Source organism: Modestobacter sp. KNN46-3 (assembly GCF_011039295.1).
In genome coordinates, this window is the sequence record NZ_JAAKGN010000138.1 from 1 (window position 1) to 13,736 (window position 13,736).

Annotated in this window: 13 protein-coding genes; 7 read left to right on the forward strand and 6 right to left on the reverse strand. The window is 74.4% G+C overall.

The window, feature by feature from the left end:
• The first annotated feature begins 322 nt into the window (after positions 1 to 322).
• Complete coding sequence (locus G5C62_RS21170; protein WP_164702568.1) at positions 323 to 1,033, forward strand: MucR family transcriptional regulator; 711 nt, start codon at positions 323 to 325, stop codon at positions 1,031 to 1,033.
• A gap of 120 nt (positions 1,034 to 1,153) precedes the next feature.
• Here G5C62_RS21170 and disA read toward each other — a convergent pair whose 3' ends face one another.
• From disA to G5C62_RS21185, 3 genes are all read right to left on the reverse strand, one after another.
• Positions 1,154 to 2,236: a DNA integrity scanning diadenylate cyclase DisA gene (disA, locus tag G5C62_RS21175; RefSeq protein WP_036334601.1), complete on the reverse strand. Its 1,083-nt coding sequence runs from the start codon at positions 2,234 to 2,236 to the stop codon at positions 1,154 to 1,156.
• 112 nt (positions 2,237 to 2,348) lie between these two features.
• Complete coding sequence (gene radA, locus G5C62_RS21180) at positions 2,349 to 3,716, reverse strand: DNA repair protein RadA (RefSeq protein ID WP_164702569.1); 1,368 nt, start codon at positions 3,714 to 3,716, stop codon at positions 2,349 to 2,351.
• A 47-nt stretch (positions 3,717 to 3,763) separates the two neighbouring features.
• On the reverse strand, positions 3,764 to 4,411 hold the full coding sequence (locus G5C62_RS21185; RefSeq protein ID WP_164702570.1) for a copper chaperone PCu(A)C: 648 nt from the start codon (positions 4,409 to 4,411) through the stop codon (positions 3,764 to 3,766).
• 102 nt (positions 4,412 to 4,513) lie between these two features.
• Here G5C62_RS21185 and G5C62_RS21190 point away from each other — a divergent pair, with 102 nt between their 5' ends.
• The gene (locus tag G5C62_RS21190) at positions 4,514 to 6,079 is read left to right on the forward strand and encodes a cryptochrome/photolyase family protein (protein WP_164702571.1); all 1,566 of its coding nucleotides are present in this window, start codon (positions 4,514 to 4,516) and stop codon (positions 6,077 to 6,079) included.
• Between the two features lie 36 nt (positions 6,080 to 6,115).
• Here G5C62_RS21190 and G5C62_RS21195 read toward each other — a convergent pair whose 3' ends face one another.
• Positions 6,116 to 6,976 carry a UbiA family prenyltransferase gene (locus tag G5C62_RS21195; protein WP_241176047.1) on the reverse strand — a complete coding sequence of 287 codons (861 nt, stop codon included), beginning with the start codon at positions 6,974 to 6,976 and terminating at the stop codon, positions 6,116 to 6,118.
• Positions 6,977 to 7,106: 130 nt separating this feature from the next.
• Here G5C62_RS21195 and G5C62_RS21200 point away from each other — a divergent pair, with 130 nt between their 5' ends.
• From G5C62_RS21200 to rlmB, 5 genes are read left to right on the forward strand one after another with little or no spacing between them, the layout of a single operon-like run.
• On the forward strand, positions 7,107 to 7,589 hold the full coding sequence (locus tag G5C62_RS21200; protein ID WP_036334607.1) for a CarD family transcriptional regulator: 483 nt from the start codon (positions 7,107 to 7,109) through the stop codon (positions 7,587 to 7,589).
• Between the two features lie 52 nt (positions 7,590 to 7,641).
• The gene (ispD, locus tag G5C62_RS21205) at positions 7,642 to 8,307 is read left to right on the forward strand and encodes a 2-C-methyl-D-erythritol 4-phosphate cytidylyltransferase (protein WP_164702572.1); all 666 of its coding nucleotides are present in this window, start codon (positions 7,642 to 7,644) and stop codon (positions 8,305 to 8,307) included.
• Positions 8,304 to 8,813 (forward strand): 2-C-methyl-D-erythritol 2,4-cyclodiphosphate synthase, encoded by a 510-nt coding sequence (gene ispF, locus G5C62_RS21210; protein ID WP_164702573.1) that lies wholly within the window; start codon positions 8,304 to 8,306, stop codon positions 8,811 to 8,813. Before ispD ends, ispF begins: the two co-directional genes overlap by 4 nt.
• Positions 8,810 to 10,210: a cysteine--tRNA ligase gene (gene cysS / locus G5C62_RS21215; RefSeq protein WP_164702574.1), complete on the forward strand. Its 1,401-nt coding sequence runs from the start codon at positions 8,810 to 8,812 to the stop codon at positions 10,208 to 10,210. The genes ispF and cysS overlap by 4 nt, the downstream gene beginning before the upstream one ends.
• Positions 10,210 to 11,172, forward strand: a complete 963-nt coding sequence (gene rlmB / locus G5C62_RS21220) for a 23S rRNA (guanosine(2251)-2'-O)-methyltransferase RlmB (RefSeq protein ID WP_164702575.1) — start codon at positions 10,210 to 10,212, stop codon at positions 11,170 to 11,172. The genes cysS and rlmB overlap by 1 nt, the downstream gene beginning before the upstream one ends.
• A 131-nt stretch (positions 11,173 to 11,303) precedes the next feature.
• On the opposite strand, the gene G5C62_RS21225 is transcribed toward rlmB, so the two are convergent.
• Positions 11,304 to 12,584: a DUF445 domain-containing protein gene (locus tag G5C62_RS21225; protein ID WP_164702576.1), complete on the reverse strand. Its 1,281-nt coding sequence runs from the start codon at positions 12,582 to 12,584 to the stop codon at positions 11,304 to 11,306.
• Positions 12,585 to 12,686: 102 nt separating this feature from the next.
• A partial coding sequence (locus G5C62_RS21230; RefSeq protein ID WP_164702577.1) for a S1C family serine protease occupies positions 12,687 to 13,736 on the reverse strand: 1,050 nt, incomplete at its 5' end.

Genomic DNA, 13,736 nt, shown 5'->3' on the forward strand with positions numbered 1-13,736 from the left:
GGCGACGTCCTCGTGGACTGGTACGCCGGCGCCGCCCGGGACCTGCCGTGGCGCGCCCCCGGCACCGACCCGTGGGCGGTGCTGGTCAGCGAGGTCATGCTCCAGCAGACGCCGGTGCGCCGGGTGGGGTGGTGCTCACGGGGATCCAGTGTGCCTGGGCCTCCGCGGACCCCGCCGTCGGAGTGGCAGACGAACCGAGCCAGCACCCTCCGTCACCACCCGCCGGGTGGACCGTGGCCCGGGGCCGCGCCGGGGCGATGGGCCCCTCCGGTCAGGGCGTGGCGCGCTGTCGGCGACCGGCTCGCCGGTTAGCGTCGCCGACGTGCTACACCCGGTCGGCCCGTTGCCCGCTGTCGTCTACTGGCGACGGCGTCTGCTGGTCCTCGGTTGCGCGGTGGGCGTGCTCGGTGGCGGGGGCTGGCTGGGGGTCGCGGTGGCCACCGGGTCGCCGGACGAGGACACCGTGCTCACCGCCGCGGGCGATGAGTCGGTACCCGCGCCGGCCCTGGACCAGGTCGTGCCGTCGCTGGCGGCGGTGCAGCTCCCGACGGCCGAGCCCGCCGAGGAACCGCAGGACGCGGAACGGCAGGACGACGAGCCGGCGGACGAGGAGCCGCCGGCCGAGGCGCTGCCCGTGGACGGCGGACCCTGCAGCAACGACATGATCGGCGTCGAGGTGCGGCCGACCCCGGCCAGCAGCCCGGTCGGCAGCAAGCCGACGTTCGACCTGGTGGTCACCAACGTCTCGCAGGTCTCCTGCGTCCGTGCGCTGGACAAGGGGCTGCAGGAGATCGTGATGGTCGACGCATCGGGCACCCGGGTGTGGGGGAGCAACGACTGCTTCCCGGAGACGACGACGGACCCGCGGACGCTGCAGCCGGGGGAGTCCGTGGTGTTCCCGGTGCTGTGGGGTGGGCTGAGCAGCACGCCGGGGTGCACCGCGGAGCGCGTGCCGCCCGCACCGGGGGACTACCGGCTGCGCGGCCGGTTGGACACGGCGACCAGCCCCGACGCCGCCTTCACCCTGACCTGACGGGCCGCAGGCCCGTACGGCCCCGCTGCAGGGGCCCGATGCGAGCTTGCGAGCGTTGGCAGAAGGACCCCGTCCTCCTCATCCCTCGCAAGCTCGGGACGAGCCTCGGGACGGGGCCGATCAGCTGTAGCGGTCGAGGATGGACGTCTCGGCGAGCCGGGACAGCCCCTCGCGGATGCCGCGCGCCCGCGCCTCGCCGACGCCCTCCACGGCCAGGAGGTCCTCGATGGTGGCCGCGAGCAGCTTCTGCAGCCCGCCGAAGTGCGCGACCAGCCGGTCGATGATGCCCGCCGGCAGCCGGGGGACCCGGGCCAGCAGCCGGTAGCCGCGCGGGCTGACCGGGGAGTCCAGCGCATCGGGGGAGGTCGGGAGGCCGTAGCAGCGGGCGACGGCGGAGAGGTCGAGCAGCTCGGTGGCCGTCAGGGCGCGCAGGTCGGCGAGCACCTCTTCGCCGGTGCGGTTCCGACGGACGCTGGGGAGGTAGTCGCGGACCAGCAGGCCGCGGTCCTCCTCGACGCCGGCGAGCATCTCGTCCAGCTGCAGGGCGAGCAGCCGGCCGTCGGTGCCCAGCTCCACGACGAAGCCCTCGATCTCGTCGGCGATCCGCCGCACCATCTCCAGGCGCTGGCTGACGCTCATCGCGTCACGAACCGTGACGAGGTCCTCGATCTCCAGCGCGGACAGCGTGCTCGCGACCTCGTCGAGCCGGAGCTTGTAGCGCTCGAGGGCGGCGAGGGCCTGGTTGGCGCGCGCCAGGATGGTCGTGGGGTGCTCGAGGGTGTACCGCCGGCCGGCCACGTACACCGAGATGATGTGCATCGACTGGCTCACGGAGATGACCGGGAACCCGGTCTGCAGTGCCACGCGCTCGGCGGTGCGGTGCCGGGTGCCGGACTCCTCGGTGGGGATCGTCGGGTCGGGCATCAGGTGCACACCGGCCCGGACGATCCGGGTGCCGTCGTAGGAGACGATCACCGCGCCGTCCATCTTGGCCAGCTCCCGGAGCCGGGTGGCCGACAGTGCGACGTCCAGAGCGAAGCCGCCGGTGCAGAGGGACTCGACGACGCGGTCGTAGCCCAGGACGATCAGTGCTCCGGTACGGCCGGCCAGGATCCGCTCCAGACCGTCCCGGAGGGCGGTACCGGGGGCGATCCGGCCGAGCAGTTCCCGCAACGCGGCCTCGGGGTCCACAGCGGGGGACACGAACGCTCCTGACGGTCGGGCGGTACGGCGGCTGATCCTACGGGGCGGAGGGGCGAGGTCGGTCACCACGGGTCCCCCGTCAGGGCGTTCACCCGGTGGCGGTCGCGCTGCGTCACCACAGCCGGGTGAAGGCCGCTCCCAGGTCGGGCACCTCGATCAGCCGGAGCCCCTGGGGCGCGGGACCGGAGTCCACCGGCACCAGCGCGGCGGTGTACCCCTGTCGTGCCGCCTCGGCCAGCCGCCGCCCGGTGCCCCCCACCCGCCGGATCTCCCCGGACAGCCCGACCTCACCGATGGCGACGAGGCCGGCGGGCAGCGGCCGGTCCTTCGAGGCGGAGGCGATCGCGAGGGCCAACGCCAGGTCGGCGGCGGGTTCGGCGATCCGCACGCCCCCGACGGAGGCGGCGAAGACGTCGGCGTCGGCCAGCCGGACCCCACCGCGCCGCTCCACCACGGCGTTGATCATGGCGACCCGCTGGGAGTCCAACCCGCTGACCGCACGGCGTGGTGAACCGCCGCCGCCGGCGGTCGCCACCAGGGCCTGCACCTCGGCGAGCAACGGCCGGCTGCCCTCCATCGTCACCGTCACGCAGCTGCCCGGCACCGGTGCGGACCGCCGGGAGACGAACAGGTGCGAGGGGTCGGGGACGCCGACGACACCACCGTCGCCGATCTCGAAGCAGCCGATCTCGTCGGCCGGGCCGAACCGGTTCTTGGTGGCTCGCACCAGGCGCAGCGTCGAGTGGCGTTCGCCGTCGAAGGAGACCACCACGTCGACCAGGTGCTCGAGTGCCCGCGGCCCGGCGATCGCGCCGTCCTTGGTGACGTGGCCGACCAGGATCGTGGTCATGTTGCGGGCCCTGGCCACCGCGCTGAGGGCGCTGGCCACCGCGCGCACCTGGGTGGCGCCACCGTCGGTGCCGTCGACGGCGGGGGACCGGACGGTCTGCACGCTGTCGAGCACGAGCAGGGTGGGGCTCACGTCCTCCACGTGGGCGAGCACCGCGGACAGCTCGGTCTCCGCAGCCAGGTAGAGCTGGTCGTGCAGGGCGCCGATGCGCTCGGCCCGCAGCCGGACCTGCGCTGCGGACTCCTCACCGGAGACGACCAGCGTCGGGCCGTTGGCCGCGGCCACCCGGTGGGCGACCTCCAACAGCAGCGTGGACTTGCCGACGCCCGGTTCGCCGGCCACCAGCAGCACCGCGCCGGGCACCAGGCCGCCGCCGAGGACACGGTCGAACTCGGTGATGCCGGTGGGCACGGCGCGGGCGCCGGCGAGCTCCACCTGGCCGATCGGGCGCGCCTTGGCGCTGACCGGGCCGGCGGAGACGGCGCGCAGCGGGGAGCCGACGGTGCCGACCTCCTGCACGCTGCCCCAGGTCTGGCACTCCGGGCAGCGGCCGACCCACTTCGCCGAGGCGTAGCCGCACTCGGAACAGCGGTGGGCGGGACGGGAGGACTTCACACCGGATGCTGGCACGCCGTCATGGTGACGGCGGGGTACGACAGTCCCGGGAGGGGCGTGGGTCAGTTCTCCTCGTCGGCCGACTCCTGCTCGCGGGCCTCCTGGCCGGAGTTCTCCTCGACGGACCCCTCATCGCCGGCGACCTCTTCCTCGCCGTGGAAGTCGAACGCCTCGCCGCGGGGGAGGTCGCGGTTGGGCGTACCGACGGGGACCGGGACGGTCACCTCCCCGGCCTCCTCGAAGACGAACGTGACGTCGATGGACTGCCCGACCCCGATCTCCTCGGTGAGGCCTGTCAAGGTGATCGTGGGCCCGCCGCCGTTGGTGAGGAACAGGATGCCCTCGGGCGGGACGGGCAGGTCCAGGTCGGCGGAGCCACTGGAGTCGGCGGCGGGCGCGGCGGAGTCGGGGTCGAGCACCTCGACGCCGTCGAATGCCTCGCCCTCGATCGAGACCAGGGTGTCCTCGGTGTTGGCCGTGCTGGCGACGGCGCCCACCAGCCGGGCGTCGCTCCCGCTGGAGTACGTGCCTCCGGTGGGGTACGCCAGGTTCAGGGCTCGGAGCTTCACGTCGCCGACCGAGGCCATGGTTCCGACCTGGTCCCGCTGCTGCTCGGCCGTTTGCGCGACCTGGCCGGCGCTGCACGCGGTCAGCGCGATCGGGGAGAGCAGCAGGACACCCATCACGGCAGCGCGCGGTGCGCGGTTCACAGCGTCGACCTCCAGAGACGTGCCGGCCACCGACGACGCCGGTGGCACGAGTCGCGCTGAGCGTAACCGGCACCCCCGGATGTCCGCTGGGAGGTGAGGGGCATGGCGGCAGGTGGCGTGGGCGACCTCCCGGGGTCCGGCGACCCCGCGCTCGCCGACTTCCCAGCTCAGGCCCCGGACACCCGCCGCTGGTGCTTCGCCGACCAGCTCGGGCCGCACTTCCTCGACGCGCCGGACCAGCCCGTGCTGCTCGTCGAGTCGCGGGGCGTCTTCCGCCGCCGCCGCTTCCACCGGCAGAAGGCGCACCTGCTGCTGTCGGCCCTCCGGCACCGTGCGGCCGAGCTCGGCGACCAGGCGATCTCCCTGCAGACCGACAGGTACGCCGAGGCGCTGGACCGGGTCCGGGAGCCCCTGTCGGTGTGTGCGCCGACCACCTGGCCGGCGCGCGACTTCGTGCTCCGCCGTCCCGGCGTCACGGTGCTGGAGGCCCGGGGCTTCGTGACCGGGCAGGCCGACTTCCGCCGCTGGGCGGAGGGCCGTTCCCGGCATCGCCTGCTGATGGACGACTTCTACCGGGTGGCCCGGCGGGTGCACGACGTCCTGATGGACGGGGCGGAGCCGGCCGGTGGTACCTGGAACCTCGACCACGAGAACCGCGAGCCGGCACCGGCCGACGGGCGGGTGGACGTCCCGCCGCCGTGGCTGCCCGTCGAGGACGAGATCGACGAGCAGGTGCGCGCCGACCTGGACCGCTGGGCGGCCGACGGCGACGTCGTCTTCGTCGGGGACGACGGCCCACGGCTCTTCCCGGTCACGCACGCCGAGACCGAGGAACGGCTCCAGGACTTCCTCACCCACCGGCTGCGCGCGTTCGGCCCGCACGAGGACGCGATGCTGGCCGGTGACCCGTGGCTGGCCCACTCGATGCTGTCGGCGTCGCTGAACCTGGGACTCGCCGACCCGGCCGACGTCGTCGCCCGGGCGGAGCAGGCGTACCGCGACTCGGTGGCCGCCGGCGACCCGCTGCCGCTGAACTCGGTCGAGGGGTTCGTCCGGCAGGTGATGGGCTGGCGGGACTGGATCTGGCACCTCTACTGGCAGCTCGGGCGCGACTACCGGCACGGCAACGCGCTGGCCGCCCACGAGGAGGTGCCGCCCTGGCTGGGTGACCTGGACGCCGAGGCCGTGGGGGCCAACTGCCTGTCCTCCGTGGTCCGGGACGTGCGCGAGCGCGGTTGGGTGCACCACATCCCGCGGCTGATGGTGCTGGGCAACTACGCGTTGCAGCGCGGGATCGAGCCGCTGGCGATGACCGACTGGTTCCACCGGGTCTTCGTCGACGGCTACGACTGGGTGATGGTCGCCAACGTCGTCGGGATGAGCCAGCACGCCGACGGCGGCGTGCTGGCGACCAAGCCCTACGCCGCGGGCGGTGCGTACATCAACCGGATGAGCGACTACTGCGGCAGTTGCCGATACGACCCGAAGAAGCGCCTCGGTGCGGACGCCTGCCCGTTCACCGCCGGGTACTGGGCGTTCCTGGAGCGGAACCGGGAGCGGCTGGTCGAGAACCGGCGGATGCGTCAGCCGTTGTCCGGTCTGGGGCGGCTCAAGGACCTGGACGCCGTCGTGGAGCAGGAGCGGGACCGGGGCACCGACCCGCGCTGAGCGCGGCAGTGGCCCGGTGGGGCAGGAGGGCCCTCCTCAGGTGATCGCCGCCCCGCCGGCCAGCAGCAGGGCGACGTCGAGCACGGTCAGCAGCAGCACCGCCGGGAAGGCGAGCCGGCGAGCGCGGGGGCTGCCGGCGAGGGCGGCGGCGACCACGGCCGGCGCGGCGACGGCGCAGGCCAGCCAGCCGAGCGGGCCCGGCGGGCCGGGCGGCCCCAGCACCAGCAGCAGGGTGGCGCCACCGAGCAGCACGGCGCCGGCGATCGCGGAGGGCACCGCCCCCACCCGGTGCGGCAGACCGCGGACGCCGGTGGCCAGGTCGTCGTCGACGTCGGGCGCCACGTTGGCGACGTGCGCGGCGCCGCCGAGCGCTGCCCCGGCCGCGATCAGCCACCACGGTGCTCCGGGGCCGCCCGGCGCCGCGGCGACCACGCCGGCGGGCAGCGCGCCGAAGCCGGTCAGGTAGGGGAGCGGGGACAGTGCGGTGCGCTTGAGGCCGGCGTCGTAGGCCAGCCCGCTGGCGACCAGCAGCAGGAGCAGGAGGCCGGGCACGACGCCCAGCGCCAGGGACGTGACGACGGCGACGGCGACGGCGACGGCCGTGGCCCGGCGCAGCAGTGCCGGGGTCAGCAGCCCTTGGACGACGGGCTTGTCGGTTCGGCCGACGGCGAGGTCCCGGTCGGCGTCCAGCCAGTCGTTGCACCAGCCGATGGCGGCCTGCCCGGCCAGCACCGCGACCCCGACCAGCACGGTCCGGCCGGCGGGGACGTCGGCGGCGACGGCGAGCAGGACGGCGACCGTGGTGACCGCCAGCGTCGGTTCGAAGTGGGTCGCGCGGGCCATCGCCGCGGCGATCGTGAGCCCGCCGGAGCGGCGTACGGCACCCTCCGACTGCACACCGACCACCTCCCTGTCAACCCCGCGTCTACCTCGATCACGCCGCTGACCAGCACTTTTGTAGCACTCTGCCGAGCCGGACCGCATCCCCTCGTGCTAACCTGGGGTGAGCGAAAGGGGTCACATACACATGGGCTTCACTGTTGGCGAGACCGTTGTCTACCCGCACCACGGCGCGGCGCTCATCGAGGCGATCGAGCAGCGCACCATCAAGGGCGTCGAGAAGTCGTACCTCGTGCTGAAGGTCGCCCAGGGCGACCTGACCGTCCGCGTGCCGGCCGACAACGCCGAGATCGTCGGTGTCCGCGACGTCGTCGGCCAGGAGGGCCTGAACAAGGTCTTCGAGGTGCTGCGGGCGCCGCACACCGAGGAGCCGACCAACTGGTCGCGGCGCTACAAGGCCAACCTCGAGAAGCTGGCCTCCGGTGACGTGAACAAGGTCGCCGAGGTCGTGCGTGACCTCTGGCGTCGTGACAAGGACCGTGGCCTGTCCGCCGGCGAGAAGCGCATGCTCTCCAAGGCACGGCAGATCCTGGTCAGCGAGCTCGCGCTCGCCGAGGGCACCAACGAGGACAAGGCCGAGGTCCTCCTCGACGAGGTCCTCGCATCGTGAGCAGGGCTTCCTGAGCCGCTCGCACCACCCCAGAGACACCCAGACCACTCCCGTGCTCGCTGTCGGCATCGTCGCAGCGGCCGGGAGTGGTCTGCGTCTGGGGGCAGAGCTCCCCAAGGCCCTGGTGCACCTCGGGGGCCGGCCGCTGGTCTGCTGGGCGGTCGAGTCGCTGCGTGCCGGCGGGGTCGAGCAGGTGGTGGTCGCCGTCCCGGCGCCGCAGCAGGCGGCCTTCACCGCCGTCCTCCCCGACGACGTGCACGTCGTCGTCGGCGGGGACACCCGCACGGCGTCGGTCCGGGCCGCCCTCGGCGCCGCCCGTGAGCACGCCGACGCGGTGCTGGTCCACGACGCGGCGCGGCCGCTGACCCCGCCCGACGTCGTCGCCCGGGTGCTGGCCGCCCTGGCCGGGGGCGCCCGCGCCGTCGTCCCGGTGCTGCCCGTCGTGGACACCACCGTGGTCGTGGACGGCGACGGGGTGGTGACCGGCGACGTGCCCCGCGCCCCGCTGCGCCGGGTGCAGACCCCGCAGGGCTTCGACCGGGCGACCCTGGTGGCTGCCTACGCCCGTGCGCAGGGCACCGCGGCCGAGTTCACCGACGACGCGTCGGTGGTCCGGGCTGCCGAGATCCCGGTGCACACCGTGGCCGGTGACGAGCGCGCAGCCAAGATCACCGTCGCGCACGACCTTGCGCTGGCCGAGTTGCAGGTGACCCGGTGACCTCTCCGCTGCCGCGGGTGGGCATCGGTAGCGACGTCCACCCGATCGAGGCCGGCCGCCCCTGCTGGCTGGCCGGGCTGGAGTGGCCCGGTGTCGACGGCTGCGCGGGGCACTCCGACGGCGACGTCGTGGCCCACGCCCTGACCGACGCCGTGCTGTCGGCCGCCGGCCTCGGCGACATCGGTGGGCTGCTGGGCACCGACGACCCCCGCTGGGCAGGCGCCCGCGGTGCCGCCGTGCTGGAGCACGTCCGCGAGGTGCTCACCGCGGCCGGCTGGCAGGTCGGCAACGCCTCGGTGCAGCTGATCGGGAACAGCCCGAAGTTGGGGCCGCGGCGGACCGAGGCCGAGGGAGTGCTGACCGCAGTGCTCGGCGCACCGGTCAGCGTCACCGCGACAACGACCGACGGGCTGGGGCTCACCGGCCGCGGCGAGGGCCGGGCCGCGGTGGCCACGGCGCTCGTGGTCCGGAGCACTGCCTGGTCGCCCGTAGAATCCATCCGGTGAGCCTCCGCCTGTACGACACGGCCGCGCGTGCCGTGCGCGACTTCACGCCCCTGCGTGCAGGACGGGTCTCCATGTACGTCTGCGGGCTCACCGTGCAGGGCCCGCCGCACATCGGCCACGTCCGGTTCGCCCTCGCCTTCGACGTGCTGCGCCGCTGGCTGCTGCACCAGGGCAACGAGGTCACCTACGTCCGCAACGTCACCGACGTCGACGACAAGATCCTCACCAAGGCCGCAGCGGCCGGCGTCCCGTGGTGGGCCTGGGCGTACGAGAACGAGCGCGCCGCCACCCGCGCGTACGACGTGCTGGGCACGCTGCCGCCCACCTACGAGCCGCGGGCCACCGGGCACGTGCCGGAGATGGTCGAGCTGATCGAGCGGCTCATCGCCGGCGGGCACGCCTACGACGTCGACGGCGACGTCTACTTCGACGTCCGTTCCTTCCCCGGCTACGGCGAGCTGACCGGCCAGAAGCTGGGCGACCTGCAGCCGGCTGCGGACACCGAGACCGACGAGCGCAAGCGCGACCCCCGCGACTTCGCGCTGTGGAAGTCGGCCAAGGACGGCGAGCCCGCCACGGCCTCCTGGCCCACCCCCTGGGGCCGCGGGCGCCCGGGCTGGCACCTGGAGTGCTCGGCGATGGCCGAGAAGTACCTCGGCGCGGAGTTCGACGTCCACGGTGGTGGGCTGGACCTGCGCTTCCCGCACCACGAGAACGAGCGGGCCCAGTCGCAGGCCGCCGGTGACGGGTTCGCCCGCTACTGGCTGCACAACGGCTGGGTCACCATGGGCGGCGAGAAGATGAGCAAGTCGCTGGGCAACACCGCGCTGGTCGACGAGGTCGTCCAGCGCGTGCGCCCGGTGGAGCTCCGCTACTACCTCGTGGCCCCGCACTACCGCAGCACGATCGAGTTCACCGAGCCGGCGCTGGAGGAGGCGGGGGTCGCCTACCGGCGGCTGGAGTCCTTCGTCCGGCGCGCGGCCGAGGTGGTGGGGGAGGACGCCGGCAAGCCGGTGCTGCCTCCCGAGTTCACCGCCGCCCTGGACGACGACCTGAGCACGCCCGCCGCCGTCGCGGTGGTCCACGAGGTCGTCACCCAGGGCAACAGCGCGCTGGCCGCCGACGACGCCGAGGCGCTCACCGCCGCGCTGGGCGCGGTGCGGGCGATGCTCGGGGTGCTCGGTCTCGACCCGCTCGACCCGCAGTGGGCCGACGCCGGCGGCGACCGCCGCCTGGCCGAGGTCACCGACGGCCTGGTCGCGCTCGCGCTGGAGCAGCGCACCGCGGCCCGGGCCCGCAAGGACTACGCGTCAGCTGACGCGATCCGGAACCAGCTCGGCGCCCTGGGCGTGCAGGTCGAGGACACCCCCCAGGGCACACGATGGGAGCTGACCTGATGGCCGGCAACAGTCAACGGCGCGGCCGCTCGGCCGGCGCCGGCAAGAAGACCGCGACGTCCGGCACCGGCGGCAAGAACCGCCGGTCGCTGGCCGGGCGGGGCGCCACCCCGAAGGCCACGGACCGGCCGCACCACCCTGCGTACAAGGCGGCGAAGGCCGCCGCGGCGCGCCAGGACAACCGGCAGCGGGTGCAGCGGCGCAACGCCGAGGCCCCCGAGCTGCTGCTGGGCCGCAACCCGGTGCTGGAGGCGCTGCGGGCCAGCATCCCCGCGACGGCGCTCTACGTCGTCACCGGTGACACGAGCCGCGGCGGGACCGACGAGCGGATCGCCGAGTCGGTGCAGCTGGCCGCCGACCGCGGGCTGCCGCTGCTCGAGGTGGGCAAGGCCGAGTTCGACCGGATGAGCGACCACGCGCTGCACCAGGGCATCGGCCTGATGGTGCCGCCCTACGACTACGCGCACCCGGACGACCTGCTCGACATCGCCCGCGACTCCGGCCGCCCGCCGCTGATCGTGGCGCTGGACGGCGTCACCGACCCGCGCAACCTGGGCGCGGTCATCCGCTCGGCCGCGGCCTTCGACGCCCACGGGCTCGTCGTGCCCGAGCGCCGCGCGGTGGGCATGACCGGCTCGGCCTGGCGCACCAGCGCCGGCGCGGCGGCCCGGCTGCGGGTGGCCCGAGCCGTCAACCTGGGTCGCAGCCTGGCCTCCTACCAGGAGGCGGGCCTGCAGACCGTCGGCCTGGCTGCCGACGGCGACATGGGCATCCACGAGTACGACGGCTTCGCCGACCCGATCGCTCTGGTCGTCGGGGCCGAGGGCACCGGGCTGTCCCGGCTGGTCCGGGAGCGCTGCGACGTCGTCCTGTCCATCCCGATCACCAAGGACACCGAGTCGCTGAACGTCAGCGTCGCGGCCGGGATCGCGCTCTACGCCGCAGCCTCCGCCCGCCGGTGACCGCACCGGCCGGTCCCCGCTGAGCGGGACCGGCCGGCGACGGCGACCGAGGGTGAGCCGCGTCCCCGTCGGGTGAGCCGGGGCATGACGCGGCTCGACGGTCGCCGGGGCGGCTCACCCTCGGGCGGTGATCAGCCGAGCAGCTGGGCGACGGTGTAGATCACCAGGCCGGCCAGGCCGCCCACGACGGTCCCGTTCACCCGGATCCACTGCAGGTCACGGCCCACCTGGAGCTCGATCCGCCGGCTGGTCTCCTCGGTGTCCCAGCGGGCCACGGTGGTGCCCACCAGGTCGGCGACGTCGCCGGAGAACCGCTCGACGGCGTACCCGGCGGCCCGCTGGGACTGCCGCTGCACCAGTTCACGCACCGTCGGGTCGGTCTGCAGCAGCTGCGCGCCGGAGCGGATCAGCCCGACCACCCGCGCCCGCAGCTCGGAGTCCGGGTCGGCCGCGGCGGTGACGACGGCGTTCTTCGCCGTGCTCCACAGCGAGCCCGACCAGGTGCGCACCGCCGGGTGGTCCAGCAGTTCCTCCTTGAACCGCTCGACCCGGGCCGCGGCCTCCGGATCGGTGCGGAGCGTGTGCACGTAGGCCCGCAGCCGCTTGTCGTAGCTGCGGCGCAGCTCGTGCCGGGAGTCCGCGCCCACCTCGGCGAGGAAGCCCTGGAGCAGGTCGAAGACCCGGTCGAACACCCGGTCGTCGACCCAGTCGGGCACCCAGGCGGGGGAGGCGTCGCCGAGCCGGGTGCGGAAGACCAGCCGGTTGTCGGCCAGGAAGTTCGCCAGCCCGGTGAGCCCCGCGGAGAGCACCTCCTGGTGCCGGTCGCCGTCGACGACGAGCTCGATGCCGCGGGCCACGGCCGGCGCGGCGGGGGTCTCCCGGAGCTTGCGGTCGGCGAAGGCGGCGACGGCGGGCTGCAGCTCGTCGTCCTTCAGCAGGTCGGTCAGCCCGCCGAGGGCGGCACCGGCGTCGCCGGCCAGCCGCTCGGCCCGGCCGGGGGCGGCCAGGAACTCGCCCAGCCGACCGGGGACGTCGACGGTGGCCAGCCGCTCGTCGACGACCGCCCGGGTCAGGAAGTTCTCCCGGACGAAGGTGCCCAGGCTGGTGCCGATCTGGTCCTTCTTGCGCGGGATGATCGCGGTGTGCGGGATCGGCAGCCGCAACGGGTGCCGGAACAGCGCGGTGACGGCGAACCAGTCGGCCAGCGCGCCGACCATGGACGCCTCCGCGGTGGCCCGGACGTACCCGACCCAGCTGCCCGCCTCCTCGCCCAGCAGCACGCAGCCGAGGAAGACCAGGGCGGCGAGGACGAACAGCCCGGTGGCCAGCCGTTTCATCTTGGCCAGGTCGCGGGCGCGCTGGGGGTCGTCGAGCGACTCGGCCAGCGGGGTGGTCAGCTGGGGTCCGGGCACCCGGCCGAGCCTAGGCGTCGGGGCGGGACACCCCACGCCGGACGTGCGACGACCCCGGGGCCGCGGGGGCGGCACCGGGGTCGTCGGTCAGGGGGTCCTACCTCACTCCGAGGTCTCGTCGAGGGTGACCTCGACCTCGGTGCTGTCCCCGCCGCGACGGACGGTCAGCGTGACGTCGTCGCCGGGCTGGGCGCTGCGGATCGCGGCGGTCAGCTCGGTGGAGGTGGTGATCGGCCGGTCGCCGACCGCGGTGATCACGTCACCGGCCTGCAGGCCGGCCTCGTCGGCGGCGGAGCCCTCGGAGACCGTGGCCACCTGGGCGCCCTGCCCCACGGCGGAGCCGGGGTCGGCCGCGGTGCGGGCGCTGACCCCGAGCAGGGCGTGCGTCGCCGAGCCGGTGTCGATGATCTGCTCGGCGATCCGCTGCGCGGTGTTCGACGGGATGGCGAAGCCGACGCCGATGTTCCCGCTGGTCGACTCCTGGCCCGGCAGGCCGGTGCTGGCGACCGACGCGATCGCGGTGTTGATGCCGATGACCTCGCCGTCGGCGTTCACCAGCGCACCGCCGGAGTTGCCCGGGTTGATGGCCGCGTCGGTCTGCAGGGCGTCGATCACCGTGTTCTCGTCCTGGGTCGACCCGGCCTGCACCGCCCGGTTGGTGGCGCTGATGATCCCGTCGGTGACCGTGTTGGTCAGGCCCAGCGGCGCACCGATGGCGACCGCGAGGTCGCCGACCTGGACGGCCTCGGAGTCGGCGAAGACCGCCGGGGTCAGCCCGCCGGCGTCGGAGAGCTTGACCACGGCGAGGTCGTTGCTCGGGTCCGTGCCGACGACGGTGGCGTCGTAGACCGTCCCGTCGGAGGTGCGCACCTGCACGGTCACGTCGTCGGTGCTGCTGTCCAGGCTCACCACGTGGTTGTTGGTGAGCACGTAGCCGTCCTCGGACAGGACGACGCCGGAGCCCGACCCCGAGCCCGCGGCGGCGCTCACGTACAGGGTGACCACGCTGGGGGCCGCCGCGGCGGCCGCGGCCGTCGTGCTCGTGGCCTTCTCGGCGTCCTTGATGACGACGGGCTGCGCGCTCGTCCCGCTGGCGCTGACCACGGTGTCCACGTCGCTCAGCGCGACCACGCCGGCGCCGGCGCCACCGCC

What these genes read in the sequence shown, in the direction of transcription:
- G5C62_RS21190 (WP_164702571.1), top strand. Translation starts at nt 4,514, where the DNA reads ATGGCGGCAGGTGGCGTGGGCGACCTCCCGGGGTCCGGCGACCCCGCG.
- G5C62_RS21200 (WP_036334607.1), top strand. Translation starts at nt 7,107, where the DNA reads ATGGGCTTCACTGTTGGCGAGACCGTTGTCTACCCGCACCACGGCGCG.
- rlmB (WP_164702575.1), top strand. Translation starts at nt 10,210, where the DNA reads ATGGCCGGCAACAGTCAACGGCGCGGCCGCTCGGCCGGCGCCGGCAAG.